The following is a 26,666-nucleotide window of genomic DNA, read 5'->3' as shown; positions in this document are numbered from 1 at the left end:
CATGAGCTGGACGTTCGTGGTGCTCGCGCTAGTGCTCTTTCTCTTTGCGATCTACATCGGCTTTTTGTGCGGCCAGTGGGCGTGCGAAAAGCGCGTCATCACCAAGCGTGATTACTGGATCGCCAACTTTGCAGGCGCGGCGGCAGTCGTCCTGCTGACCTGGGTGTTCTCGCTGTTCCCGCTGGTGCAGTTTGCGCCGATTGGCTGGCTCGGCGGCTTTATCGCCGGCCTTAAGATGAGCTTTGGCGAGTCCGTGGGTCCGTGGCGCAAGCACGACGAGGTCTTTAACGTCAACAAGGCTCACCGCGCCGCCGCCGACGCGGGCGATGCCGAGGAGCGCCGTCGTGCGCGTCGCAACGGCGCGGCCGACCGACAGCTCATCTCGGTCACCGATGACAGCAAGGGTGCTGGCAAGCACGCTAAGAAATAGTAAGAAGAGGTAACTATGGCAGAAAACAAAGACGAACAGCTCACCGACGAGGAGCTGGCACAGCTCCAGCTGGCAGAGGAGAACGAGAACGCCGTCGACCGCCTGGTCCAGGAGCTCGGCTGCCCCACGCGCCGCATCCGCCAGTTTGCCGCCCGCGTGCTGCACCTGCTTGCCGAGCGCGATCCGCAGCGCGTCGTGCCCTGCGTGCCCGCGCTGATCGAGGCGCTCGACCGCCCCGAGGCTCAGACCCGCTGGGAGGCCCTCGATGCCCTGACGGCGCTCGCCACCACCTGCCCCGAGCAGCTGGGCGATGCCTTTGAGGGCGCCGAGACCGCACTGTTCGATGAGCTTTCCTCCACGCTGCGCTATGCCGCCTTCCGCCTGCTGTGTGTGTGGGGCGCCACGAGTGTCGAGCGTTCGCGCGAGGCTTGGCCCATTCTGGACGAGGCCATCCAGTGCTACCACGGTGACCTCGAGTATCGCGACATGCTCGGTTGCCTGTACGAGTTTGGTCAGGGCGAGATTGACGCCGAGGTCGCCGAGAAGCTCGCGCTGCGCCTTAAGTTCGATGCCGAGAACGGCAAGGGCAGCTATCTCAAGGCCCGTTCGAGCGAGATTTGCGAAATGCTTGTTAAACGTTTTGGCCTGGATCTCTCCAAAAAGAAGAAGCGTGCTAGCGTTAAAAAATCTGACGACGCCGAAAACGAGGAGTAACAGATTATGGCGCACGATGTAGTCCTGATTCCCGGTGACGGTATCGGTCCCGAGATTACGCAGGCCATGCGCCGCGTGGTCGAGGCCGCCGGTGTCCAGATCAATTGGAATGTCCAGGAGGCCGGTGCCGGCGTCATGGACGAGTTTGGCACGCCGCTGCCCCAGCACGTGCTCGATGCGGTCGCTGAGACCAAGGTTGCCATCAAGGGCCCCATCACCACGCCGGTCGGCACGGGTTTCCGCAGCGTCAACGTGGCCCTGCGCAAGCACTTCGACCTGTACGCCTGCGTGCGCCCCTGCCTGTCGCAGCCGGGCGACGGCTCGCGCTTCCGCGACGTCGACCTGGTCATCGTGCGTGAGAACACCGAGGACCTCTACGCCGGGATCGAGTTCGATGAGGGCGCTGCCGAGGTCGAGGAGCTCTCACAGCTTGTCGAGCGCTCGGGTCAGAAGACCTTCGCCGCCGATTCCGCCATCTCAATTAAGCCCATTTCCATCGCCAAGAGCCGCCGCATTGTGGAGTACGCCTTTGAGTACGCCCGCCGCTGCGGCCGCAAAAAGGTGACGGCCGTGCACAAGGCCAACATTATGAAGGCGACCGATGGCCTGTTCCTGCGCGTTGCGCGCGAGGTGGCCGCCAACTATCCCGATATCGAGTTCAACGACAAGATCGTCGACGCCACCTGCATGGGCCTGGTCCAAAACCCCAACGACTTCGATGTCCTGGTGCTGCCCAACCTGTACGGCGACATCGTGAGCGACCTGTGCGCCGGCCTGGTGGGCGGCTTAGGCATGGCCCCCGGCTCCAACATCGGTGCCGACTGCGCCATCTTCGAGGCAACGCACGGCTCCGCGCCCGATATCGCTGGCCAGGATATCGCCAACCCCACGGCCGAGATCCTCTCTGCTGCGATGATGCTCGATCACCTGGGCGAGAACGATGCTGCCAATCGCATCCGTGCGGCCGTATCTGCCACGCTCGACGAGGGTGAGCAGGTTACCGGTGACGTGCGTCGTGCCCAGACCGGCTCCGTCGAGGGCGCTGTGGGCACGCAGGCCTTTGCCGATGCCGTTATCGCGCACCTGGCCTAAGACATGCAGGCTGCAAACGCCTAAATAGTACTTAAGTGTTTGCGTATAACCTAAGAATCAATACGCCCGGCGCTCTGTCGGGCGTATTCTATTGGGGACTATGTTTCCTAACAAGGAGTAACTGATATGGGTCTGATTCAAAAGAAGGACGAGAAGGACGAGATCGACGGCATCCAGATCATCGAGCGCGGCGAAGGCCCCGACGGTGATGAGGACGAGAAGATCGACCTGGTCGCCGGCACGTCTGCCGAGCATATTGCCGCCGGCACGACCGCCGAGGAGGAGGATGCTCGCCTGGAAGCAAAGATCGCCGCGGACGCCGCCGACGAGAATCTGATGCCCGAGGAGCAGGACGAGGACGACGACTCCGACGTGGACAACCACGCTTGCAAGCACAAGAAGACGATGATTGCCGCCTTTGTGGTCGCCGTCGTGATTGCCGCCGTGGTCGGATTCTTTATTGGCAATGGCGGCTTTGGCGGCAAGGGTGTCGGCTCGTCGACCCTGACCGAGGACCAGCTCGATTCGACCGTAGCAAGCTACAGCTACAACGGCAAGAAGAGTGACATCACCGCGCGCGAGGCCATCGAGAGCCAGTACAGCCTCGATACCGTCAAGGACGGCGATGGCAACTACGCCGCTCCCTCTGCCGACATCATCCTGTCCTACGTACGCAACAAGATTCTGCTCGATGCTGCCGAGGACGAGGGCATTACCGTCTCCTCTAAGGAGATGAAGAAGTACGCCGAGGATTCCATCGGCACTTCGGACTACAAGACCATGGCCACGCAGTATGGCGTGTCCAAGGACCAGGCCAAGCAGATTGTCCGCCAGTCCGCGACGCTGCAGAAGCTCTACAAGAAGAAGGTGGGCGATAGCTCCGCGACCATGCCGACTGCTCCGACTGAGCCTTCTGACGGCAACGAGGACACCGCGAGCAAGGACTACGCCGATTACATCATCAACCTTGCCGGCGACGAGTGGGATAGTGAGAAGGGCACTTGGAAGGACGCCGATAGCGCCTACGCTAAGGCCTTTGCCGACGATGCCTTTACGGCCGATAGCGCTACCTATAAGCAGGCCATGACCGCCTACTACACCGCCTACCAGCAGTATTCCTCGCAGGCTTCGAGCGCCAGCTCCAAGTGGACCGAGTACGCCAACGGCCTGTACGCCAAGGCCAACATCAGCATCTACGGCCTGTTTGCGTAAAGATTGCCTGAGCTTTCGAGTGCGAAGCCGAAATATCTGATGAAGCCCCCTAGAACGGACATCGTTCTAGGGGGCTTGTTGCGTTGTAGGAAAGGGCGGGGAAGAGAGAGTAGGAGGGGTTATATATACAAATTCTTGGAGACTTTATTCACGTAAAGTGAAAACGATTTCGGCCAAACTGGTAGTAACAATGTGGTACCAATGTTCATCTGGTAGTAACCAATTTTGAGACGAAATCGAATGGAAATTGCTAAGAATTAGTTTGGTAATGAAAGAAACGCAGCACATCTACCTGCGTAAATTACCGTTTACGGGCCAAAAATAACCGTTTGGCAACGATATAGTAATTTGAACGAAATGTGGTGGACGTTTGAATTGAGTGTGTGCTACCGTACATACCAGCAACCCGAGAAAAGGGACTGGGTTGTCTAAGTTTGCGCACTAATGCCGGCAAGCGGAGAAGCCGGTATGCACAAGGCGCGGACATGGAACTCGTTGGTGAACAACGAAAGAAAGGTTGGAGGAGATACCATATGATGAAGTACCTCCAGAAGCTCGGCAAAGCGCTGATGCTTCCCGTCGCGGCGCTTCCCGTCGCAGGTATTCTTATGGGCGTGGGCTACCTGCTCGCTCCCGCAGTCATGGGTGCTGCCGGTGACACTACCGGTTTTGCCTATACCGCCGGCTTCCTGCTCATCAAGGCAGGCGGCGCTCTTATCGATAACATGGCCTGGCTGTTCGCAGTCGGCGCCGCTGTCGGCCTTGCCGACGATCACGATGGCACCGCTGGCCTCGCTGGCCTCGTCGCCTTCCTGATGATCCAGCAGCTCCTGAACCCCGCTGTTGTTGGTACCATTCGTGGTATGGACGCCGATGCTCAGACCGCTTGGCTTGCCACGACCGAGGGCATCGCGTTCTCCAAGATCGCTGGCAACTCCTTCATCGGCATCCTGTCCGCCATCATCGGTGGCACTTGCTACAACAAGTTCAAGGACACCCGTCTTCCCGACTGGCTGGCCTTCTTCTCCGGCAAGCGTTGCGTCGCCATCATGACCGCCGTCATCTGCATCGTCGTCTCCGTCGTCCTGCTCTTCGCTTGGCCCCTCATCTTTGGTGCGCTCGTCGCTCTGGGCGAGGGTATCGCTGCTATGGGTGGCATCGGCGCTGGCATCTACGCCTTCCTCAACCGCCTGCTCATCCCGACCGGTCTGCACCACGCTCTGAACAACGTGTTCTGGTTCGACACCATCGGCCTGGGCGATCTGACCCACTTCTGGGCTGGCGAGACCTCCGCTGACGTCAAGTGGAGCCTCGGTATGTACATGTCCGGCTTCTTCCCCTGCATGATGTTCGGTATCCCGGGCGCTGCCCTGGCTATGGTTCAGACCGCTAAGAACAAGAAGGCTGCTATCGGCCTGGTTGTCTCCGCTGCTATCTGCGCCTTCGTCTGCGGTGTCACCGAGCCCTTCGAGTTCGGCTTCATGTTCCTGTGCTTCCCGCTCTACGTCGTGTACGCTGCTCTGTACGGCATCTTCACCATCGTCACCTACTATGTTGGTTTCCGTGCTGGCTTCTGCTTCTCCGCTGGTGCTACCGACCTCCTGTTCTCCTCTAGCCTCCCGGCTGCCGCCAACACCTGGATGATCATCCCGCTGGGCATCGCTGCCTTCGTGGTCTTCTACCTCGTGTTCCGCTTCGCCATCACCAAGTTCAACCTCATGACCCCTGGTCGCGAGGATGAGGATGTCGAGGAGACCTCCGCTTCCGCCGCTGCTGGCGACGACAAGTTCGCCGCTCTGGCCGCCGCTGTTCTCGCTGCCGTCGGTGGCAAGGAGAACGTCAAGACCGTTGACTGCTGCGCTACTCGCCTGCGCTTCGAGCTCGGCGATTCCGATCTGGTCGACGAGGCTGCCTGCAAGAAGGCTGGCGCTCTGGGTGTCATGAAGATGGACAAGGGTGCTACCCAGGTCATCATCGGCACGCAGGTCCAGGCTGTTGCCGAGGAGCTCAAGAAGCTTCTCTAAGCCTTAAAGACGTATCTGTCTTGCAAAGGGTCGTCCCGCTCCGCGGGGGCGGCCCTTTTTGCTACCTCAATACTTGATGCAGCGATGTAATTGGTATTACAGTACACAGGCAATCAACTGGCAAACAATATTGAAATATGCTTGTTGACCTGTTGTTATTCCATTAAAACTGCTATAGTCCGTGGTGTCTGGTTACAACCAATTTCGAGTCATTTATCCGGCAGGTATCATTATGGCAATGGGAGCGCGCAAACAACCTTTGTACGATCAGCTCGTCGATTTGCTGACCGATAAAATCGATCACGAGCTTCGACCCGGCGACTATTTGCCGTCCGAGCGTGACTTGTCGGAGCGCTACGGGCTCTCGCGTACGACGGTTCGCCTTGCCCTGCAGGAGCTTGAGCGACTAGGCTTGGTGGTTCGTCAGCGCGGCCGTGGAACCATGGTGTGCGACCGCTCTCTGCAAACGGCAAACCTCTCGCAAATCTATAGCTTTACCGAGCAGATGAAGGCGATCGGCCGTGTGCCCAAGACGACGATTCTTGAGTTTACCGAGGTCGAGGCTGATAAGAATATTGCCGTAGAGATGAACGCGCGTCTGGGCGAGCGTCTGTACAAGATCAAGCGCCTGCGTATTGCCGATGGTGTGCCGCTGATGATTGAGTGTACATATCTGCCGAGTCGCAAGTTCTTTGCGCTTAAGCGCCCCATGATCGAGAACAAATCGCTGTACGACATGATCGAGCAGGACTTTCACGAGAAAGTTCGCGTGGCAGAGGAGGAATTCTACGCGAGTATTGCCCGCCATTCCGACGCTCGTTTGCTCGAGATTGCCGAAGGCGCACCGGTCCTGGATTTGATTCGTACCACATATGACATGAACAACGAGGTTATCGAGTATACGCGTTCGGTTGCGCGCGCCGACCAGTTTAAATACAAGGTCTACCACAACCGCGCAGTCTAGAGTTATTGGGTATAAACGGCTTGGTGTGTTTTGCGGCGGGTGCAAAATGGGCCAAGCGCAAGAAGGCAACGAACAATCGCTCGAATTAACAATGCAGTGGTTTTTGATCCGCCCTAAAACGCACTGCGGGTACGGGAGCATAGATGAGCACGTATGCTATCAAGGCCGACAAGTTCTTTTTGCCGGCGGGGCCGCAGCTGGGCGGCTACCTCATGGTCGAAGATGGCGTCTTTGGCGCTTGGCAGGCCGATGAGCCCGCTTGTGAGATCAAAGATTATTCGGGTACATGGATTGCGCCGGGCATGGTGGACACCCACATTCATGGCTTCTATAACCATGCCACGACCGATAACGATGCCGAGGGTATCAACATCAGCTCGACCGAGCTCGCTCGTCGTGGTACCACCAGCTGGTTGCCTACGACCTTTACCGACGGTGTGGAGCAGATCAAGGACGCCTGCGCTGCCATTGCACAGGCTGACGAAGAGCGCGGACCTGAGTTCTGCGGTGCTCGTATTCAGGGCATCTACCTGGAGGGTCCGTTCTTTACCATGAAGCATGTGGGTGCCCAGAACCCTGCTTATCTGATCGATCCGTCCGAGAAAGTTTTTGACGAGTGGCAGGAGGCCGCCGGCGGTCGAATCGTCAAGAGCGCCATGGCGGCCGAGCGTGACGGCGCCGCCGCTTACGCCGCGGCTCTGAGCGCAAAGGGCGTCGTGACCTGCATTGGCCACTCCGATGCCACCTATGATGAGTGTGCTGCCGCCATCAATGCTGGCGCCAGCTGCTTTACGCATACCTACAACGGCCAGCGCGGTCTGCACCATCGCGAGCCCGGTGTTGTGGGCGCTGCTATGACCACGCCCAACACCTATGCCGAGATCATTTGCGACGGCAAACACGTGAACCCTGCTGCTATTAAGGTGCTGCTGCAGGCCAAGGGCTGGCAGCACACGGTGCTGATCACCGATTGCCTGGGTTGCGGCGGCATGCCCGAGGGCAAGTACACCAGCGGCGGCATGGATGTCATTATGAAGGACAACCTTTGCTGGCTCGCCGATGGCTCTGCTATCGCCGGTTCGGTGCTCACGCTCGCACAGGGCGTCAAGAACATCGTCGACTGGGGTCTTGCGAGCGCCGATATCGCAATTCGCATGGCGACTGAGGTACCCGCGCGCTCTGCTCACGTCGAGGATAAATGTGGCAGCATTATGCCTGGCCGCGATGCCGATTTTGTCGTGTTCAATCCCGACCTTACCCTGGTCGAGACGTATGTGGGTGGCAACAGCGTCGGTAACGCGTTTACCGAGTAGCCGCCAAAGAAACGATCCGAAAGGGGATTTAGATGATTTACGGTGCATTGGGCGATATCGAGGAGTATCGCGGAATGCTCAAGGGTCTCGACGTGCTGATCGATTGGCTCGAGGAGAACGATCCGACGAAGCTCGAGGTCGGCAGCCATCCGATTCTGGGCGACAAGGTCTTTGCGAACGTCATGGCTCCCACGACGCGTCCCGAGGCCGAGGCCCACTACGAGACGCATCAGCGCTATCACGACCTGCAGATCGATGTCGAGGGTCGTGAGGCCTTTAAGGTTGCCACGGGCAGCCTGACGCTGGTCCAGGAGTTTGACGAGAAGGACGACTACGATCTGGTCGATTCCGACGCTTCGATTGCCGGCGATCTTGCTGACGATAAGTTTGCGCTGTTCGTTGCCGGCGAGCCTCACATGCCCACGCTCGAGTTCCCGGGCGATGGCGCGCAGCCGGTCAAGAAGATCTGCTTTAAGCTGCTTGCAGACGCTTACTGGGAGGAGTAGCGCGCTGCCCGGCTGAGCTGCTCGTCTGATGGCGTGATTCCATTGAGGAGCGCGCTTGAGTCCCGTTAATCGCGGTTCCCTTGGGGATTGCGGTTGGCGGGGCTTTTTTGTTGAGTAGGGGAGTTGCCGGCGGCGTTGTGCTTGCATTGGCGCATGCGCACTCAAAATCGGCAACAAAAAAGCCGCCCGAAGGCGGCTATCTTGTGCAATGGAGCCAGCGACCGGGCTCGAACCGGTGACCCCCGCTTTACGAGAGCGGTGCTCTACCAACTGAGCTACGCTGGCGGCCATGTGGTGACGCAACTGAGGCGTCAACGGCTGTCTATGATACGGGACATCGCAAATCCGCGCAAGTGTTCTGACGGCTTTTCTCACTTTAAATGCACTAATATTAGAGGCGTGATGTCTGCGGTGCCCATTTGGTACTTGACCTGCTGTTGAGTTGGTGGCCGACGTCCCGCTCGTATGGGTCTCAAACAGAATGGGGCAGCCATGGCTCAACCCAGGATCCTTCTCACGCGTATCGATGACCGTTTCATTTACGGGCAAGACGTTGAGCTGTGGAACGAAGCCGTGGGTTCCAACCTTGTTTTAATCGTCAACGATGAGATCGCGGCGGATTCGCGCCAATGGGCACCCATGAGGGTGGCGGCGCCGGAAGGCGTTTGGACGCGGTTTTTCTCGGTGCAAAGGACCATCGACATCATTCATACCGCAACGCCGCGTCAGTGGATTCTGATCATGGTAGCCTCACCCGCCGATGCGCTCGCGCTGGTTAAGGGCGGCGTGCCAATCACCAAGATCAGCATTGGCCATATGCGAGCGGGTGAGGGCAAGCGTTCCGCAACTCCTGCCGTTGCCGTAGACAATACGGACATCGCCGCCTTCAAAGAGCTGCAAGAACTCGGCATAGAGCTAGAAATCCGCTATCTCCCCAGTTCCAATCCCGACCCATCTACCTAGTCATTTAAGAACGTCCCCAATGACTAGGTAGTAAAACGCCCGTCGGCGGTGGTGCCGGCGGGCGTTGCTGTGCGATATGTTGCGTTGTAGGCTTAGTGCCTCATAAAGTGGTATTCGATCACGTTGCTGTAGGGGTGACCCGGGCCCACAATGCCCTGCGGGAACAGCGGCTGGTGCGGTGCGTCGGGGTACATCTCTGCCTCGAGGGCAAAGCCAGCGCCCCAACCATAGTTGGCGTCGTCCTTGGCGTGCTCGTCGCCAAGCCAGTTGCCGGTGTAGAGCTGCACGCCCGGGGCGGTGGTGTAGTAGTCCAGCTCGCGGCCGGTCCACATCTCCTCGACATGCAGGGCGCGACGCAGGTTGCGGCCGTACTGATAGCCATCGATGCACAGGCAGTGGTCGTAGCCACGTGCCTGCTTAATCTGCGGGTCGTCGGCTTCCATGCCGGGAGCGACGGGGCGCAGCTCACGGAAGTCAAACGGCGTGCCCTCGACCGGAGCAATCTCGCCGGTGGGAATGTTCTGCTCGTTGATGGGCAGGTAGTGGGCGGCGTTGGCGACAAAGAAATGTTCGCAGTCCATGCCGGCGTTATGGCCGGCAAGGTTAAAGTACGTGTGGTTGGTCATGGACACGTAGGTGGCGCGGTCGCTCTCGCAGCCATACTCGATACGAAAGACGCCGGTGCGCGTCACGGTAAACACGGCTGTAAAGGTGCGGTTGCCGGGCAGGCCCAGCTCGCCATCCTCAAGCGAGGTGGTCATGCGAACGGCGTTGTGAGTCTCGTCGAGTTCAACGTCCCACACGCGTTTATGCAGGCCGTGCTCAAGGTCGCTGTGAAGGTTGTTGGCGCCCTCGTTGGCCGGCATATGCCAGTCTGTGTCATTGACGGTGATCGTGGCGCCTGCTGTGCGGTTTGCCACGGGGCCGATGGTCGCGCCAAAGCAGGCGGGATTGTCAAAGTAATCCTCGAGCTTATCGAAACCCAGCACCACATCGCGCACGTTGCCGGGGATGTCGGGTACGTCGATACCCAGCACGGTAGCGCCATAGTCCATAATGCGAACGCAGATCTCGGGCCCGTTGAGGGTGTAGCGATGAACGGGGGTGCCGCACGGCGCGGTGCCGAAAAGCTCGGAAGTGATCATTAGGTTCCTAACATCGATGTATTTCGGACAAACTGTAGCGCGAACAGGCCAAATTATCACTACATCCCACTAAAGCAGGGGGTATTTTTCTTAAAAAAGTGATGATTGGGGCTGTGCGGGCGTCCATTTTTGACGCGTGCGAGTCTGGTACAATTTGTTCGTTACTGTTTGAATGATATACGCGCAAAGAACGGCGAGGATTCATCGTGATTAAGGCAGAGCGACAGGATAAGGTTCGTCAGCTGCTCGAGGAGCAGGGCACGGTCTCGGTTAAAGAGATTTCCGATGCGTTAGGTGTCTCGGATATGACGATCCGCCGCGATCTTGAGGAGCTTGCGAGCCTAGGCGAGATCGAGCGCGTACACGGCGGAGCCCGCAGTGCACAGGGCCGTCCCCACGCTATGCTGCGCCATGAGTATTCGCACAGCGAAAAGCGCACCAAGCATGCCGAGGAAAAGTTGCAGATTGCGCGCCGTTCTGTGGAGCTTATCGAGGAAGGCTCGACCATCTTTTTGGGCACGGGCACCACGGTTGAGCAGATGGCCTCGATGCTGCCGGCGTTTCGCCTGCGCATTGTGACCAATTCGCTTTCGGTGTTTAACCTGCTCGAGGCGCGCGAAGACTGCGAACTGTGCCTGGTGGGCGGCGTGTACCGCCGCCGCACTGCCGCCTTTGTGGGCCCCACGGCCGAGGACACCTTGCGCGCACTGGGGATCGACGCAGCCTTTATCGGCGCAAACGGCATTTTGGACGGCGACGTGTCTACGTCTAACATGGAAGAGGGCCGCATCCAGCAGCTCGCCTTTAGCAAGGCCGACTCGCGCTATCTGATCGCCGATTCCAGCAAGATTGGCAAGCGCGACTTCTACACCTTCTGCCGTCTGGACAGCCTGGACGCCGTGGTATGTGAGCCGAGCATCTCCGCCGCGGATCGCTCCGCCATCGAGGAGCACGCGCAGGTCATTTGCTAACTAGCGTAGCAGGCGATACTTCTGCCCTCTGCCGGTGCCTTCAACTGTCGCCAGGCCTGTCTCAACGAGTTTTTTGAGGATGCGAAGAAGCTTCGAGCGACTAAAGGTGACTTTGGCCGCAAGCTCGCTTGTCGATTGAGGGTGTACTCCGCTCAGCAGTCCGAATACGATAAGTTCGTCGCCTTTGAGCCCCGGGTTATCCATGAGTAGGGGAAGTGTTACCACAATGGCGTTATCCGAAACTTGAAACCGGGGCTTTCTGACGCTGTCCTTATAGGTATCGCGAATTCGCATGATGCCCGTTCCAAAGGCTTCGATAAGACCCAGGCGCAAAAAGACTTCGGCAAGAATACGATTGCGTCTAACGGATAGCATGTCGGACAGATATTCATCGACGGTCATGCTTGCCGGCAAGCCGCCGGGCGAAGCGACTTCCACACGGTCGTCGAACATCGAGATGCGGATGTGTGCGGGCGCATCCCAAGTCCTATGAACGACTGCATTGGTAATGGCCTCGCGGAATGCTTCGAGCGGAATGAGCTCCTTGCGGATCCGCTCCATCCCCTGGATCTCTTCGTAGCAGTACTGGGCTTCGAAAAGCTCAAGGGCTCCGTCAATTTCCGCTAGAACGGATGCATGTTCAAGAGTCTTGCGCTGCTTAATGAGGTTGATAGTTTCACCAAACACTGCGATGTCGATACCCGGGAAGCCATTCTCGTCCGCGAGCAGTTCTGCCGCGTTGTTGTAGGTTCCGGTTTCATCAAGCAGGCCAAGGGTTTTGAGAGTATCGGTTGTGAATGACTGAAGCGAAAGTTTTGCTGTTAGACGATTCTCTAAAACGGTGAAAGATAAATCTTGTTTGTTTGCCGGGAGCTGCTCAAAGGAGAGGTTTTGACCCTCGAGTACAAGACGCGAAAGGCCTAGGGTATCAACTGGAATGGTCGCGGTGTCATTGCGCTTGTATGCCTTCGAGCGGTATAGGTAAGGCTTCGATCTGCCGGGAAAGACCGTAAGCTCCACGGTTGCATCGGGCTCGTCGATCTTTAGGGAGTAATCGGGCTGGGGGATGATCGAATCGTTAATCTTGTTTTCGATATCCAGGCAGGTCTGCTTGGGGTCATCGAGGCCAACGGCTTCTCCGTCGTCGTTAATTCCAAATAGAACGCGTCCTCCCGTGCCATTTGCATAAGCGGAGACGGTTTTAAGGAACGAATTGGTGACGCATTCCTTGAATTCAAGATCTTTGGATTCTTGCATTGTGATGCTCCGTTTCGCTTCAATTTGACGTGAAAAATGACACGTAAAAATTTTACACGTCATTTTATGCGTCAAAATTATGACACGAAAAAATTTGCGTGTCATTTTGCGCGTCAAAGTGACGCGAAATGACGCGCAAACGCGAATGCATTGGCATTCTGAACAATAACGGAGTTTGTAAGCCTGGGGCTTGATTGGGCTAACGCATGGAATTATCCGTATTCTCGAACACGCTTTCGGTATCATTTTGGCATTAAAAGATACCGAAGTGTGTTCGTGATGCCGATAATAATTAAGAAAGAGGAGCGCTTCGTAGCTGCCTGGAAAGTGAGGATTTGACCATCTGATTGTCTCGATCTGTAACAACTAGGCGATCAAATGCTCGTTAGATGTTACAGATTTAGATTTTCTGCCTGGCCGATTCCGTTTGTCTCAATCTGTAACAACTGGGACCGAAAAGCTCGGCTAGATGTTGTAGATTGAGATTGAGCGGATTGAACTGTGCGTTTGTCTCGATCTGTAACAGGTAGATGGTCAAAAGTGGGCTAGGTGTTACAGATTTAGATTATTCGGACCGGCCTGCGCGTTCGTCTCAATCTGTAACAATTAGGACCGAAAATCCCTGCTAGATGTTACAGATCGAGACAAACGATCCGCGCGGCCCGGCCAAAAACAAAAAGGCCGCATGCGATCCCGTGGAGGGACTCACATGCGGCCGACAGGGGGTATGCGGCGGAAACTAGGCCATGAGCAGGCCAGTCTCTGCGACGTTCTTGTACCAGTACGCGCTCGCCTTGGGGTAGCGCTTCTGGGTCTCAAAGTCGATGTAGAACAGGCCGTAACGTTTGTTATAGCCGTTGGTCCAGGAGAACTGATCCTGCAGCGACCACACAAAGTAGCCATCGACGTTTACACCGCCGTCGATTGCCTTGAGGATCCATGCGAGATGCTGACGCATGTAGTCGATACGAGGGGCGTCGTCGATAAAGCCGTCCTCAAAGTCGTCCTTATAGCCCATGCCGTTCTCGGTGATGTAGATCTTTTTGTAGTTGGGGTAATCGTTCTTAATGCGGAGCAACAGGTCGTACAGGCCCTCGGGATAGATGATCCAGTCCCAATCGGTCGTGGGAACGCCTTCGCGCACGCATGCCTCGCCCACGCCCTTGAGGAACCAGCGCGAGGAGCCCTTGTCGCCAGTGCCATTGTGGTTGATGTCGTTTTCGCCCTCGGCGGCACGCAGAAACTGGCACTTGTAGGTGTTGACGCCCAGGCAATCGTTGTAGGGGAGCGCGGCGGACAGCGCAGCGATGTCCTCGTCGCGAACATCAAGCTCGCCGCCGGCGATATGGGCCAGCTTGGTGGCGGTTTCCATGGTATCGGCTGCATAGTGGCCGCGGAAAGTGGCGTCGAGTACCCAGCGGTTGTTGATGACGTCGGCCATGCGAGCGGCCTCGCAGTCGGCGGCGCTGTTGGGGTCGAGGGGATACTTGGGCTCCAGGTTCTGGACAATGCCGATTTCGCCCCCGAAGCCGCCCTCATGGAAGGCGACGACGGCCTTGGCGTGGGCCACCATCATGTTGTGCATGAGCTGGAAGGCCTTGTCCAGGCGGTACTTCTCGCCGTGCGGCCAGTTGCCAACGATAAAGCTGCCCTCGGCGGTCGCGGGAATCTCGTTAAAGGTAAACCAGTGTTTGACCTCGGTGAACTCGGCAAAGCAGAACTTGGCATACTCGACAAAGGCGTCGATCGTCGTGCGCGTCAGGAAACCCTCGCCACCGTTCTGGTAAAAGGCCTCGGGCGTATCGAAGTGATCGAGCGTGACATAGGGGATAACGCCGGCTTTGTTGCAGGTGGCAAAAAGCTCGTGATAGAAGGCAACACCCTCGGGGTTAATCTCACCAGTGCCGTTGGGGAAGATACGGCTCCAGGCGATGGAGACGCGGATGCCGTTGATGCCGAAACGCTGGCACAGGTCGATATCGACCGGATACTTGTTATAGAAGTCACTTGCGGGGTCGGGGGAGAAGCGACCCTGAGCTGCCAGGAAATCGTCCCAGGGCACTTTGCCCTTGCCGTGCGTGCGGGTCTCGCCCTCAACCTGGTAAGCGGCGGTGGCGCCGCCAAACACAAAGCCGTCGGGGAACTGCATGGGGTTGGTCATGAGTCATCCTTTCTGTGGGATACGAATAGGGAGAGGTGCCCGAACTGGGGATCCGGGCACCAACAGAGGGAGGAACTAGTCGAGGTTCTCGCGGAGCCACTTGATGGCGCCGGCGGGGTCGCGAGTAAGGTCGATATATTCCTTACCGCGCGGAGCGAGCAGCTTAATGCCCAGGCGATCGGTGTCGGCCTTCATGTCGTTGTAGTAGCTACGAACCTGCGGGGCGAGCACGATAACGTCGTACTGATCCATGATGGCAGTGTGCTGACCATAGGCGCCTGCGGAGGAAGCGATGTTCTCTCCGGTCTGCGCGGCACCTTCCTTGATGGCGTTGGCAAGCATGGCAGAGGTGCCGGCGCCGGCGCACAGGACGAGGACCTTCAGGCCATCGACGTCCTTCTTAGCGGATACGTCGGCGGCGGGCTCGGGCTGATCGGCGACAGGCTTGCTGTCGGCGGCAGCGGCGGTCGGCTCGACGGAAGCGGTAGCCTGCTCGACAGCGGGCGCAGGGGCGTTGGCGGCGATGGAAGCGGTACCATCGGACTCAAGACCCAGCTCGGCGGCGCGCTCGGCCTCCTGGTCGCAGAGCAGCTTATCGTATGCCTTCAAGAACGGCAGGTAGATGATTGCGTCCAGCAAGATGATGATCGCGACAAACACCAGGGCGATAAGCTGGAAGTTCGTGGTGATGAAGATGCCGATGGGGGCAGGGGTAGCCCAAGGCACCACGAAGGAGAAGCCGTTCATGCCCACGTTGTCGATAAAGAACTTGGCAACACTCACGTTGACGCAGCCGGCGGCAACAAAGGGGATGAGCATGTAGGGGTTAAGGATCATCGGCGCGCCAAAGAGCAGCGGCTCGTTGACAGCAAAGGCAACAGGAACAATCGAGGCCTTACCGACGGCCTTGAGCTGCTTGGACTTCATAAAGAGAATCAGCAGAAGCGGCACGATGAACGTGGCGCCGGTGCCGCCGAACTCACCCACGAGCGACATGTTAAAGGTGAGGGAGTGGGCGGGGTGGCCACCGGCCAGCAGAACCTGCAGGTTCTCGGCCTGGTTGGCAAGACGGATGGGGTCGATGCCCGGCTGGACGATCGAGGGGCCGTGGACGCCGATGAACCAGAAGAACGCGGTGGCTGCCTGGATAAGGATAAGGCCAGGATAGGTCTCTGCCGCAGTGAAGAGCGGGGAGAGCAGCTTGATGAGCAGCTCGGAGAACGGAACGCCCATGAGGTTGCGCACAACCACATCGATGATGCCGCAGATGATGACAGCGCCACCGAAGGGGATGATGTCACGGAAGTTCTGAGCGATGGCGCCCGGGACCTCCTTGGGCAGCTTAATGGTCAGATCGCGCGAGACGCAGAACTTGTAGACCCAAACGGTAATGAACGCGGCGATATAGGCCGAGAACAGACCGCGCGTGCCCATGCTGGTGCAATCGAAGACCGAAAGTTCGGAGCCGTTGAACTTGGTGGTGAACTGCGTGACTGCGAGCAGCAGCATGCTGCACTGGGCGGCCACCATGGTGGAACCGTCGTTGAGCACTTTGCCGGCGGGCATGCGACGGTTCATGGATGCCGTGAAGTTCTTGGCAGTGGTACCGGCAACCATGATGCCCATGACGCCCATGGTGAAGTTGTAGAGCTTGTTGCACCAGTCGATGAGCGGCTGGGGCAGCGTGATGCCAACTACGCCGGGAAGGGTGGCAATGAGCAGAAAGATCGAAGAGGTGAGGACAATGGGCATGCACCCAAGGAATCCGTCCTTGATGGCCTGGAGGTATATGTTCCTCGAGATCTTCTCAAAGAACGGCTGATGCTTTTCGAGCATCTTTACGATGGCGTCCATAGAGCTCCCTTACTACTTGATGCGCGATGCATGTGGATGGAACTGGTCGTCGATGGATGGTCAGGACTGCCCGGAAGCCTTCCTGCTTAAGGAAGGCATTGCGAAATGATAACGTTGTCATTTCGCTAATGACAACGTAAGACATTTTTGGAAGAGCAACAAGGATTTACGCGTGAGCGGTCGATATTGTCCGGTAAACGGTTGATTTATCAGTCAGGCAGGTAGTGTATGCTAGAACACAAAAAGCAAGCGATGCAAAACCGACTGGAGAAGCAGTGGCAACGATGGACAAGAAAAACGTCTCGATGAACGATGTGGCGATTGCCGCGGGTGTTTCTCTCAAGACGGTTTCGCGTGTGATCAACGAGCCCGATAGCGTGCGAGAGTCGACACGCGATAAGGTCCATTCCGCAATGGAGGCACTCGGGTTTCGAGCCAACTTTGCCGCGCGTTCACTCAAGTTGGGCCGTTACGGGTGCATCGGCGTCGTGCTGTTCCACTTGTCGGGCGGTGCCGTGGACATGATTGACGGTATCGCCGATGCCGCCGAAGAACGCGGCTTTGCGCTTACGATGATCAAAAAGCGCGCAGGGGAGAAGATGACCCTTGCCGATGCGGCGCGCAGGATGTCGCAGCTGCCTGTTGATGGCATGATCTTCAACCTGCGTCAGATGGTCGATGACTTTGATACCTTTGAGGCGCCGAAAGACCTCAAGACGGTGATTATCACACCGATGGAACATCCTACCTGCTCCACCGTCAGTGACGACCAAGAGGGCGGCGCGCGCATGGCGTGCGAGTACTTCTTGAACCACGGGCACAAGAACGTGTATTTCGTTTCGGGTAAGAAAGAGTCGCTGTCGAGCCAGTGCCGTATGAAAGGTTGGCGTGCGGCACTCGAGGCGCGTGGCGTTGAGCCGCCCGAGCCTCTGCAAGGCGATTGGAATGCGGATAGTGGCTATGCCGCGGGCCTTGTGCTTGCCGATAAACCCGATTGTACGGCGGTCCTCGCTGCTAACGACTGCATGGCAAACGGCGTGATGATGGCCCTACGTGACAAAGGGCTCAGCGTGCCCGACGACGTGTCAGTGATCGGCTTCGACGATGAGCTCTACAAGACGATTCCCAACTCGATTCTGACGTCGGTGAAGTTTCGCCACCGCGAGCTGGGCATCCGTGCGCTTAACGAGGTCGTCGCAGGTCTGGAAGCCCCGAGCTCCAGAAGCCGTACGCTCGTCTCGGGCGTGTTGGTCGAGCGCGCGAGCGTGCGGGATCTGCGGGCGTAGGGTTTTTCGGCCCGTTCGTCTCAATCTGTAACAGTTAGGACCGAAAAACTCAGCTACATGTTACAGATTGAGATTTTCGGCTTGGCCTGTGCGTTCATCTCGATCTGTAACAGCTAGGACCGAAAAACTCGGCTAGATGTTACAGATTGAGATGAACAGGAGGACGGGTGCGGTCTAAACAAAATGGCCCGCGCATCACACATCGATGCACGGGCCATTTATTGTCTGCAAGCGGCAGGTGGTGTCAGCGTCTTATGCCTCGAGGTTTTCCTCGATCCAGGCGACGGCACCCTTGGGATCCTTAGTGAGGTCGATGTACTGTTTGCCCTTGGGCGACAGCAGCGTGATGCCCAGGCGGTCGGTGTCGGCCTTCATCTCGTTGTAATAGGTGCGAACCTGCGGAGCCAGGACGATGACGTTGTACTGGTCCATGATGGCGTAGTGGCTGCCGTAGGCACCGGCGTTGGCGGTAATGTCGATGCCCAGCTCGTCGGCGCCTTCCTTAAGCGCGTTGGCGAGCAGTGCAGAGGTGCCGGCGCCAGCGCACAGAACCAGAACCCTCAGATCCTTGCCCTTAAGGGCGGACGGAGCTGCGGAGGCCTCAGTGGCAGAAGCGGTCTCGACAACAGGAGCCTCAACGGCGGGGGCGGCAGCGGTCTTGACGGCCTTGGTCTCCTCGGCCTCTTCTTCGGCCAGGGTCTCGGCCTCCTGCTTGCACAGGACGTTGTCGTAGGCCTTGCAGAACGGGTAGTAGATCAAGAAGTCAACGACCAGCAGGACGACAACCAGGACCAGAGAGATCGGCTGGAAGTTGGTGTCGATGAAGGTGCCGATCGGTCCGGGGAGTGCCCACGGCATGGCATAGATAAAGCCGTTCATGCCCAAAAAGTCGATGAAGAACTTACCAATGAGGACGTTGGCCACGGGGGCAAACAGGAACGGGATCAGGAAGTACGGGTTGAGGATGATGGGCGCGGCGAACAGCAGCGGCTCGTTGACGGCGAACATCACGGGCACGACAGAGGCTTTGCCGACGGCCTTGAGCTGCTTGGAGCGCATAAAGAGCAGGAAGATGATCGGGACAATGAACGTGGCGCCGGTGCCGCCGAGTTCGCCGATGTAGTTACCGAAGTTTTCGGTCAGGGCGAGGGCGGGGTGACCGCCGGCCTGCAGCGTGGCGAGGTTGGTGGTGATGTTGCCAAACAGCGCGGCGTTGAGGGCAGGCTTAACGACCGAGGGGCCGTGGATGCCCATGAACCAGAACAGCGGGATCATGAACCAGATGAGGGCGAGGCCGGCGTAGGAATCGGCAGCGGCGAACAGCGGGCTCACCAGCGTGGAGATGACGTTGGCAAACGGGACGGCCAAGCAGGCGCGGCAGATAACGTCGATGACGGCGACAAACAGGATGGAGAAGCTGAAGGCGAAGATGTCGCGGAAGTTCTGGGCGATGGCGCCGGGGACTTCTTTGGGCAGCTTGATGGTGATGTCTCGCTTAATGCAGAAGGCATAGATGTTGACCGTGGCAAATGCGGCGACAAAGGAGCTCAGCAGGCCCTTGGTGCCCATGTTGTCGGTAAAGAACACCGAGACATCGGCGCCGTCGATCTTGGCACTCGTCTGGGTAACGGCCAAGATGAGCATAGCGCACATGGCGGCGACCATGGTGCTCGTGGCGTTGATGGCCTTGCCGGCAGGCATGCGGCGGTTCTTGGAGCCGGTCAGCGCGCTTGCGGTGGTGCCGGCGACCATGATGCCCACGACGCCCATCGTGAAGTTGTAAACCTTGTTGCAGAAGTTCACGACGTCGACGTTCCACCAGTCGGGCAGCGTAAAGCCGCCGACCGTGGCGACAACGCCCGGCAGGGTCGAAATAAGCAGGAAGACAGAAGAAGACAGGATAATGGGCATTGCTGCCAAAAAGCCGTCTTTAATGGCCTGAAGGTAGATGTTCTTAGAGACCTTGTCGAAGTACGGCTGACCTTTCTCCAAGAACTTAACGATCGATTCCATAGTTCACGCTCCTCTTTGCATGAAATCTTAATGGCATGGACGTTGAAAACCTATATGGTCTCCCGCTTGCTAAAAGCCCGGGTGCAGGCGGGGCCGGTCCCAGGGGGAGAGAGGGGAGCGGCTGGGTTTGTATCGCATAGGGCCGCTCCCTTCTCGGGGGAAAGCGAGGCGATGCGCTACTGCGCGTCCGCCATAGTGTCGGCGAGCTCCTTGTACCAGAGTGCCGACTGCTTGATGTAGCGTTTTTGCGTGTCGAAGTCGATGTAGAACAGGCCGTAGCGCTTGTTATAGCCATTGGCCCACGAGAACTGGTCCTGCAGGCTCCAGATAAAGTAGCCCTGGACGTCGACGCCCTCGGCGCGCGCCTGGAGCACCTTCTCCATGTGCTGGTCGACAAAGTCGATGCGCTCGGGATCGGCGACGATGCCGTTTGCGTCGGGCTCGGGGTCCTTGTGGCCCAGGCCGTTTTCGGTGATATAGATGACGGGGAGGTTGGGATAGGTGGCGCTGATGTGCTTGAGCGTGTCGTAGAGGCCTTGCGGGTAGATGAGCCAATCCCAGTCGGTGGTGGGGATACCCGGCATATCGACCTGCTGCCCGACGCCCTTAAACTTAAAGCACGAGGTGCCCTTGTCTCCGGTGCCGTTAAAGCTGTTGGTTGACTCGCCATCGTAGGCGGCGATAAACGCCGACTGATAGTAGTTGAGGCCGAACATATCGTTGCGGGGCGCCGCCTTGGCGAGCTCCTCCATGTCGCTGTCCTCAACCGTAAGTGTGGCGTTGTTGGCACGCAGAATCTCGTTGATGAGTGAGAGGGTGCGCGCGGAGTAGTGACCCAGGAAGGCGCCGTCCATGATGAAGTCGGTGTAGAAGGCGTTGTACAGGTCGGCGGCGTGCTGGTCGGCGGGCGAGTCGGTGGCAGGATATGCCGGCGTCAGGACGTTGACCATGCCAATGCGTCCGCCCAGGTGCTCGGTCTCGTCAAGATCCTTATACAGGTTGACGGCGCGGGCATGGGCAACGAGCTCGTTGTGCTGGCTCTGGATGCCGCTCGTCACATCAAAGTGATGGTTGGGCGGGAAGTTGCCTTGGATGTATTGGGAGTGCGAGAGGCTGATGAGCTCGTTGATGGTGAACCAATTCTTGACCTCGCGGAACTCGCGGAAGCAGAACTCGGCATAGCGCACATAGGCGTCGACGGTCTTGCGGTTGAGCCAGTCGCCCTGGTTGAACAGGGCGGCGGGGGAGTCAAAGTGATGCAGGGACACATAGGGCTCGACGCCATACTTTTTGCAGCAGGCGAACAGCTCGTGGTAGTGCTTAACGCCCTCGGCGAGGGGTTCGGCATCGTCGCCGTTGGGGAAGATGCGGGTCCAGGCGATGGACACACGAATGGCGTTGAGTCCATGCTCGGCAGAAAGGCGGATATCCTCCTCGTAGCGGTTGTAGAAATCACTGGCCGGGTCGGGCAAAAAGCGACCCTGGGCGACAAGGTAATCGTCCCACATGGTCTTACCCTTGCCTGCCACCTTCGTGGAACCTTCCGTTTGGTACGCGGCGGTTGCGGCGCCCCAAACAAAGCCCTTCGGCAGCTGCTGTACGCGGTTTAGCAAAGACATATGCATACACCCTCTCGTCTCACTGTTCGATATTGTGCGTTTGCGCTCAGGAGGCTCCCTGGTTAGCATTCAGCGGTGAAAAAGCCCGATAAACACTATCTTAAAATGATTAGAACCAAAATGAGCACGTGAACATTTGACAATGAGCACGTTAACATCCTGCTGGGATGTATAGAAACAAAACAACTTCAAACAGCCGCGAACGGTTGTATTTGTTCGGTAAGCGGTTTTGATTGACAGAAGTTTTCATGTTGTGGTATATGGCTCGGGTATCATGAGCACGTTATCAATGTATGTACGATGCGCCATGGGCGCGGGGAATAGTTGGGAAGCAGGTTAGCGTGGAAGGCATGGATCAGCAGACAAGGGATGGTCGTTCGGCGAGCGCGGCAGAGGTTGCGGCGCTCGCTGGCGTGAGCCGCCAGACTGTGTCTCGCGTGGTCAACGGTATGCCCAACGTGACGGAAAAGACGCGCAAGCGTGTGCTGGCCGCCATGGAAGAGCTGGGCTTTCGTCCCAATTTTGCTGGAGCGGCGTTGCGCGGCGGGTCGTATCGTTCTATTGGCCTGTGCATGTACAACATCACACGTGTCGGTAACCTGGCGACGCTCGAGGGTATCATGCAAGCGGCGCGCGAGCACGATTTTGCCGTCACTATGATCGAGATGGGCGGCGACAAGCCCTATGCACTTGCCGATGCCTCGCGCCGCATGGTCGAGCGACCCGTCGACGGCATGATTCTCAACATGAACCGCATGGCTCCCGATTTTGAGGAGTTTGTTCCCCAGCCGGGAGTGCGAACGGTCATCCTGTCCATGTATGCGCATCCGCGCTGCACGACGATCGACTCCGACCAGTATGGTTCGTGCGAGCTGTTGACCAATTATCTGCTGGAACATGGTCACTCGAATATGCGGTTTGTGGCGGGTCCGGAAAACTCGATTTCCTCGCGTTTTCGTGAGGCCGGTTGGCGCGATACGCTGGGTCGTGCTCATGTCGATGCCGCTCCGATGCTGCGTGGCGATTGGAGTGCGGACAGTGGGTACGCCATGGGCGAGCGGATTGCGGCCGAGGTGCTTGCCGGCGGGTCGCAGGCGCCGACTGCCGTGCTTGCGGCAAATGACCAGATGGCGCTGGGCGTTATCGCCGCGCTCGAGAACGCGGGCCTGTCCGTGCCCGACGACGTGAGCGTGGTTGGTATCGACGACGCACTCGAGGGACTTGTTCCTCACAATCGGCTGACGACGCTGCGATTTGATTTGCGCGGTGTCGGTAAGCTTGCGTTTGAGGCGGCGATTGGAGAGAGCTCGTCTATAGAGGCGATTCATGTGCCGAGCACGCTGGTCGAACGCTCGACTGTTAGGGACATACGGGGTTAGGTCCTACTCCGTTTGTCTCGATTTGTAACAGGTAGACGGTCAAAAGCGGGCTACGTGTTACAGATTTAGATTCTTCGGAAAGAGCAATCCTGTTCGTCTCAATCTGTAACAGCTAGGACCCAAAAACTCGGCTAGATGTTACAGATTGAGACAAACCGACCCCGAACCGCCCAAAAAGACCGGGGGCGGCGCGCCGTGTGACGTGCCACCCCCGGCTGAGAAATGGGGGACAGGTTGTGTGAGCGGGCAACCCCGCCAGTCACTAGTCCAGACGACGGGTCTGCGCCACGTGCTTATACCAGTATGCGCTTGCCTTGGGCGTGCGCTTCTGGGTTTCAAAGTCAACGTAGAAGAAGCCGTAACGCTTGTTGTAGCCATTGGTCCAGGAGAACTGGTCCTGCAGGCTCCACAGGAAGTAGCCGCCCACGTTGACGCCAACCTCCATGGCCTTGAGCAGCCAGCGCAGGTGCTGTTCGATGTAGTCGATGCGGGGCTGGTCGTCCACAAAGCCGTCCTTGTAGGGATCCTTGTAGCCCATGCCGTTCTCGGTGATGAAGATCTGCTTGTAGTTGGGGTAGCGCTGCTTAATGTAGACGAGCAGATCGAACAGACCCTCGGGATAGATGATCCAGTCCCAGTCGGTGGTGGGGATGCCGGGCTTGTTCACGTGCTCGCCAATGCCCTTGACGCGCCAGCGGCCGGTGCCCTTCTCGCCCGTACCGTTATGGTGCAGGTCGTTTTCGCCATCGTAGGCCTTGAGGAATCGGCACTGGTAGTTGTTAACGCCCAGGTAGTCGTTGTAGAGCGCAGCCTCGCGCATGATCTCGAGGTCCTCGTCCAGGATCTCGATGGTGCCGCCCGAGACGGCAGCCAGGCGGTTGGCGCACTCGAGCGTGTCGGGCGCGTAGTCGCCGCGGAAGGTGGCGTCGAGCAAGAACTGGTTCTGCAGCACGTGCTCGTTGTTGGCGGCCTTGATGTCGGCGGGGTCGTTCTCGTTGAGCGGGTACTTAAACTCCAGCGACTGGATGACGCCGATCTTGCCCTTAAAGCCGCCGTTGTGGAAGGCGAGCACGGCCTTGGCGTGGGCGAGCATCATATTGTGCTCGCACTGGAAGGCCTCGGCCAGATGCGCCTTAACACCGCCGGGGAAGGTGCCCTCGATGTAGGTGTTGGAGGCGTCGGCCCAGATCTCGTTAAAGGTGAACCAGTAGATCACCTGGTCGGCGTACTCCTTAAAGCAGAAGGTGGCAAAGTCCACAAAGGCATCGATGGTCTCGCGGTTGAGGAAGTCGCCCTTCTCAAAGAGGGGAAGCGGCGTATCGAAGTGGTGCAGCGTGACGAACGGCTCGACGTGGTGCTTGTGGCACTCGGCGAAGAGGTCGTGGTAGAACTGCACACCCTCGGGGTTGATCTCGCCGGTGCCGTTGGGGAAGATACGGCTCCAGGCGATGGAGAGGCGGATACCGTTGATGCCGAACTCCTCGCACAGCTCCAGATCGACGGGGTACTGGTTGTAGAAGTCGGAAGCGGGATCGGGGGAGAAGCGGCCCTGGGCCTCCAGAAAGTCGTCCCAGGCAACCTTGCCCTTACCGTGAGTGCGGGTCTCGCCCTCTACCTGGTAGGCAGCGGTGGCGCCGCCAAAGACAAAGTCCTCGGGAAACTGCGCAGGCGGGTTGGTGACGCTGGCGGGGTTAACGGACATGATGATCCAATCGTCTAGTAAAAAGGCCAGCCATCTGATGTGGTCGGCTGGCCTTTACGCGTTACTTACTTCGAGAGCTGCTCACTCACGAAGGCGAGAGACTTGTCGCCGTTCTGGGAGAGCTCGATGTACTGCTTACCGCGGCAGGCGACGCACTTGTTGCCCACGCGCTCGCAGTCCTTCTGCAGGTCGGCCAGGTAGCTCGCGGCCTGCGGGGCCAGGACGACCAGGTCAAAGTCGGGGAGCATGTCCACGTGGTTGCCATAGGCATCGGCAGCGGTCTCCAGGTCGATACCGCGCTCCTTGGCGGCCTTGGCCAGTGCGTTGGCGAGCAGGCCCGAGGTGCCTCCGCCCTGGCAGAGCACGAGCACGCGCTTGCCGTTGAGGTCGCTGGTGGCCGTGGCCTCGGCAGCGGGGGCTGCAGCGGCGGCGTCGCTCTTCACGGCCTCGGCAGCAGCGCCGGCGGCAACGCTCTTGGCATCGGCCTTGCCCTGGAAGGCGTCGTTGAGCTTGGCGGCCTTCTCGGCGTTCTTGGCGGCGAGCTCCTCCTGGGAGATCTCGGCCTCCTCGGCGCACTTCTGGGCGTCATAGGCACGGAAGAACGGATAGTACAGAAGGAAGTCGACGACCAGGATGATGGCGAGCATCACAAAGGCGAGCGGCTGGAAGCCCAGGCCCATGATGGTACCGATGGGGCCGGGGACGGTCCAAGGCAGGGTGTACATAAAGCCGTTCATGCCCAGGAAGTCGATAAAGACCTTGAGGATCCAGACGTTGGCGATCGGGGCAAAGACAAACGGGACAAAGAAGACGGGGTTGAGCACGATGGGCGCGGCAAACAGCAGCGGCTCGTTGACGGCGAAGCAGACCGGGACGATGGCAGCCTTACCAACGGCTCGCATCTCCTGAGATTTGGCTAGGAAGCAGAACATAAAGACGAGGACGAGCGTGGCGCCGGTGCCGCCCATGCAGACGACGAAGTACTGGGCGCCCTGCGTCAGGACAGCGGAGGCGTGCTGGCCGGCCTGGTAAGCAGCCAGGTTGTCGGTCATGTTGGCAACGAGGGCGGCGGCGATGGCGGGCTCGACGATCGAGGGGCCGTGGACACCGACGAACCAGAAGAGGCTCATGGCGCCGTAGATCACAGCGAGGCCGATGTAGCCGTCGGCAGCGGTGAACAGGGGCTGGAACACCTGGATGACACCCTGGGCAAAGCAGAAGCCAAAGGCAGCGCGGAAGATGATGTCAAAGACCCAAAAGACGGTGATGCAGACGGAGAAGGGGATGATGTCCTTAAAGGTCTGCGAGATGTTGGGCGGAACCTGCTCGGGCATCTTGACGGTAATGTTGCGCTTGATAAAGAACTTGTAGATGATGCCCGTTACAAACGCAGCGATGAAGGCGGTCAGCAGGCCTTTGGAACCAAGGTAGGTGGTGTTGAAGCCGCTGGCAGTGTCCGTGGCGATCGTGTCGCTCGAAAGGAGCAAGAAGCCGATGATGGCCGCGCACATGCACGAGATGAAGTTGATCTGGTTGTTCTTGGGCAGATCGCGGTTCTGAGCGTCGGCGAAGTGCTTGGCTGTGGTGGCAGCGCAGGCGATGGCCAGGATACCCATGGAGTAGTTGTAGCACTTCCACAGGGCGTTGTTGATGTCATCGGGCCAGTAGAAACCCCAGATGTTGGGAACCGAGGCTACCAGGCAGAAGATGGACGAGAAGATGATGATGGGGATGACGGAGATAAAGCCGTCGCGGATCGCCTTGAGGTACTTGTTGCGGGCGATCGCGTTGAAAAAGGGCTGGCCCTTTTCGATGATGGCGATGAGTTGCTCCATGCAATGCTCCTAAGAGTCGGTGGGTTAGCAACGATGGTAGCTTTTGGCGTTCGGTTGCCAAAATGTTGACGTTGCCATTTTGCGACACAAAAAAGACACGAACCGGTGGTTCCTGTGCCTGCGAACCGTCGATTCCTTATGCGTAAACGTTTGAGCCGCCCGGTGGCTCTGTGTTTGCACAATGGCAACGTTAACATTTGGGCGACAAAAGCCGTTCGGGGAAGCA

At 58.3% G+C, this 26,666-nt stretch carries 20 protein-coding genes and 1 tRNA gene; 12 read left to right on the top strand and 9 right to left on the bottom strand.

What is annotated here, in order from left to right; all coding sequences use genetic code 11:
• Position 1 precedes the first annotated feature (1 nt).
• From I1M21_RS01625 to I1M21_RS01590, 8 genes are all read left to right on the top strand, one after another.
• Positions 2-430, top strand: a complete 429-nt coding sequence (locus tag I1M21_RS01625) for a hypothetical protein (protein ID WP_055310425.1) — start codon at positions 2-4, stop codon at positions 428-430.
• A gap of 15 nt (positions 431-445) precedes the next feature.
• Entirely contained in the window at positions 446-1,144 is a 699-nt protein-coding gene (locus I1M21_RS01620) for a HEAT repeat domain-containing protein (protein ID WP_195192148.1), read from the top strand.
• Positions 1,145-1,150: 6 nt separating this feature from the next.
• Positions 1,151-2,236: an isocitrate/isopropylmalate dehydrogenase family protein gene (locus I1M21_RS01615; protein ID WP_195192147.1), complete on the top strand. Its 1,086-nt coding sequence runs from the start codon at positions 1,151-1,153 to the stop codon at positions 2,234-2,236.
• 126 nt (positions 2,237-2,362) lie between these two features.
• Positions 2,363-3,448, top strand: coding sequence for a hypothetical protein (locus I1M21_RS01610; RefSeq protein ID WP_195192146.1), 1,086 nt, complete (start codon positions 2,363-2,365; stop codon positions 3,446-3,448).
• Between the two features lie 533 nt (positions 3,449-3,981).
• Complete coding sequence (locus tag I1M21_RS01605; RefSeq protein ID WP_195192145.1) at positions 3,982-5,472, top strand: PTS transporter subunit EIIC; 1,491 nt, start codon at positions 3,982-3,984, stop codon at positions 5,470-5,472.
• Positions 5,473-5,704: 232 nt separating this feature from the next.
• On the top strand, positions 5,705-6,436 hold the full coding sequence (locus tag I1M21_RS01600) for a GntR family transcriptional regulator (protein ID WP_138113319.1): 732 nt from the start codon (positions 5,705-5,707) through the stop codon (positions 6,434-6,436).
• Between the two features lie 143 nt (positions 6,437-6,579).
• Positions 6,580-7,749 carry an N-acetylglucosamine-6-phosphate deacetylase gene (gene nagA / locus I1M21_RS01595; RefSeq protein WP_195192144.1) on the top strand — a complete coding sequence of 390 codons (1,170 nt, stop codon included), beginning with the start codon at positions 6,580-6,582 and terminating at the stop codon, positions 7,747-7,749.
• 32 nt (positions 7,750-7,781) lie between these two features.
• Entirely contained in the window at positions 7,782-8,255 is a 474-nt protein-coding gene (locus I1M21_RS01590; protein ID WP_195192143.1) for a NanQ anomerase/TabA/YiaL family protein, read from the top strand.
• A 209-nt stretch (positions 8,256-8,464) separates the two neighbouring features.
• On the opposite strand, the gene I1M21_RS01585 is transcribed toward I1M21_RS01590, so the two are convergent.
• Positions 8,465-8,540, bottom strand: a tRNA-Thr gene (locus I1M21_RS01585).
• Between the two features lie 207 nt (positions 8,541-8,747).
• On the opposite strand from I1M21_RS01585, the gene I1M21_RS01580 reads away from it, so the two are divergent.
• Positions 8,748-9,218, top strand: a complete 471-nt coding sequence (locus I1M21_RS01580; protein ID WP_195192142.1) for a PTS sugar transporter subunit IIB — start codon at positions 8,748-8,750, stop codon at positions 9,216-9,218.
• 92 nt (positions 9,219-9,310) lie between these two features.
• Here I1M21_RS01580 and I1M21_RS01575 read toward each other — a convergent pair whose 3' ends face one another.
• Complete coding sequence (locus tag I1M21_RS01575; protein ID WP_195192141.1) at positions 9,311-10,363, bottom strand: aldose epimerase family protein; 1,053 nt, start codon at positions 10,361-10,363, stop codon at positions 9,311-9,313.
• A 206-nt stretch (positions 10,364-10,569) separates the two neighbouring features.
• On the opposite strand from I1M21_RS01575, the gene I1M21_RS01570 reads away from it, so the two are divergent.
• Positions 10,570-11,334: a DeoR/GlpR family DNA-binding transcription regulator gene (locus I1M21_RS01570; RefSeq protein WP_271762538.1), complete on the top strand. Its 765-nt coding sequence runs from the start codon at positions 10,570-10,572 to the stop codon at positions 11,332-11,334.
• Here I1M21_RS01570 and I1M21_RS01565 read toward each other — a convergent pair whose 3' ends face one another.
• The 3 genes from I1M21_RS01565 to I1M21_RS01555 all read right to left on the bottom strand — a co-directional run bounded on the left by I1M21_RS01565 (position 11,335) and on the right by I1M21_RS01555 (position 16,606).
• Positions 11,335-12,591, bottom strand: coding sequence for an ATP-binding protein (locus I1M21_RS01565; protein WP_138340180.1), 1,257 nt, complete (start codon positions 12,589-12,591; stop codon positions 11,335-11,337).
• 739 nt (positions 12,592-13,330) lie between these two features.
• The gene (gene lacG, locus I1M21_RS01560) at positions 13,331-14,752 is read right to left on the bottom strand and encodes a 6-phospho-beta-galactosidase (RefSeq protein WP_229025504.1); all 1,422 of its coding nucleotides are present in this window, start codon (positions 14,750-14,752) and stop codon (positions 13,331-13,333) included.
• A gap of 75 nt (positions 14,753-14,827) precedes the next feature.
• On the bottom strand, positions 14,828-16,606 hold the full coding sequence (locus I1M21_RS01555; RefSeq protein WP_195192140.1) for a PTS lactose transporter subunit IIBC: 1,779 nt from the start codon (positions 16,604-16,606) through the stop codon (positions 14,828-14,830).
• Positions 16,607-16,890: 284 nt separating this feature from the next.
• Here I1M21_RS01555 and I1M21_RS01550 point away from each other — a divergent pair, with 284 nt between their 5' ends.
• Positions 16,891-17,892: a LacI family DNA-binding transcriptional regulator gene (locus I1M21_RS01550; RefSeq protein WP_195192139.1), complete on the top strand. Its 1,002-nt coding sequence runs from the start codon at positions 16,891-16,893 to the stop codon at positions 17,890-17,892.
• 252 nt (positions 17,893-18,144) lie between these two features.
• Here the strand turns inward: I1M21_RS01550 and I1M21_RS01545 are convergent, their stop codons facing one another.
• Both I1M21_RS01545 and lacG (I1M21_RS01540) read right to left on the bottom strand, forming a co-directional pair.
• Entirely contained in the window at positions 18,145-19,905 is a 1,761-nt protein-coding gene (locus I1M21_RS01545) for a PTS lactose transporter subunit IIBC (RefSeq protein ID WP_195192138.1), read from the bottom strand.
• A 176-nt stretch (positions 19,906-20,081) separates the two neighbouring features.
• Positions 20,082-21,524, bottom strand: a complete 1,443-nt coding sequence (gene lacG, locus I1M21_RS01540; RefSeq protein WP_022094683.1) for a 6-phospho-beta-galactosidase — start codon at positions 21,522-21,524, stop codon at positions 20,082-20,084.
• A 350-nt stretch (positions 21,525-21,874) separates the two neighbouring features.
• Here lacG (I1M21_RS01540) and I1M21_RS01535 point away from each other — a divergent pair, with 350 nt between their 5' ends.
• A complete protein-coding gene (locus I1M21_RS01535) occupies positions 21,875-22,903 on the top strand; it encodes a LacI family DNA-binding transcriptional regulator (protein WP_229025523.1) in 1,029 nt (342 codons plus the stop codon).
• A gap of 262 nt (positions 22,904-23,165) precedes the next feature.
• Here I1M21_RS01535 and lacG (I1M21_RS01530) read toward each other — a convergent pair whose 3' ends face one another.
• Positions 23,166-24,605, bottom strand: coding sequence for a 6-phospho-beta-galactosidase (gene lacG / locus I1M21_RS01530; RefSeq protein WP_195192136.1), 1,440 nt, complete (start codon positions 24,603-24,605; stop codon positions 23,166-23,168).
• Between the two features lie 65 nt (positions 24,606-24,670).
• Complete coding sequence (locus tag I1M21_RS01525; RefSeq protein ID WP_195192135.1) at positions 24,671-26,440, bottom strand: lactose/cellobiose PTS transporter subunit IIB; 1,770 nt, start codon at positions 26,438-26,440, stop codon at positions 24,671-24,673.
• Positions 26,441-26,666 lie beyond the last annotated feature (226 nt).

It is taken from the genome of Collinsella aerofaciens, assembly GCF_015546965.1.
In the GTDB taxonomy this organism is placed as follows: Bacteria; Actinomycetota; Coriobacteriia; order Coriobacteriales; family Coriobacteriaceae; genus Collinsella; species Collinsella aerofaciens_X.
Note: the sequence above shows the minus strand (reverse complement) of the source record. Positions and strands in the feature narration are given on the sequence as shown.